The following is a 758-nucleotide window of genomic DNA, read 5'->3' on the forward strand; positions in this document are numbered from 1 at the left end:
GTTAGCCCTTTTTATTTATGGTGCTACAGTTTCAAATTAGCTTTTTTTGCTAGATCCTCTACGGTTATTACTTCTCTTCGCAGGGCTTTTTTTAGGCTGATCTTTTTTAGCAGGCTGCTTTTTTGTCTGATTCATGGCACTAGACTGCAGTTTTTCTTTTAAATCAAAGTCAATTTGCAATAGATCCATGTTGACGCCAGCAACCTGTACCTTGACCAAATCACCAAGTCCAAAGAGCGTGCCTTTATCTTTACCGATGAGCTGTTGTTGTTGCTCATCATAAACGAAGAAGTCATCACCAACATTCGAGATATGTACTAGACCATCAATGTATAAGTCAGTCAAGGTGACAAATAGACCAAAGTTAGTGACTGAGGTCACAACCCCTTCGAACTCTTCGCCAACATGATCGGTCATATAATGGCATTTGAGCCAAGATTCTACGTAGCGCGATGCTTTTTCTGCACGGCGCTCTGTATCTGACGTCTGTGTACCAGCACCATCAAGAGAGAAGTCCATAACAGGTTGCTTGCTGTTCGTTACCTGAGCTTTAATACCACGATGCAACATCAAATCTGGGTAACGGCGAATCGGCGAGGTAAAGTGGCTGTATTCATCATAAGCCAAGCCAAAGTGACCAATATTGTCAGGCGCATAGTTTGCTTGCATCATCGAACGCAGCAACATGCTATGGATACTGATTGCATCTGGTCTGTCTTTAGTTGCTTCAATAATACGTTGATAGTCCGCTTGTGTCG

1 protein-coding gene is annotated in these 758 nt (G+C 42.6%); it reads right to left on the minus strand.

Annotation, left to right across the window (positions count from 1 at the left end):
• Positions 1–36: 36 nt before the first annotated feature.
• Positions 37–758, minus strand: a 722-nt coding sequence (locus tag ACS8FC_RS16920; RefSeq protein ID WP_439297642.1) for an RNB domain-containing ribonuclease, incomplete at its 5' end; no start/stop codon positions are given.

It is taken from the genome of Psychrobacter sp. 1Y4 (genome assembly GCF_051847555.1).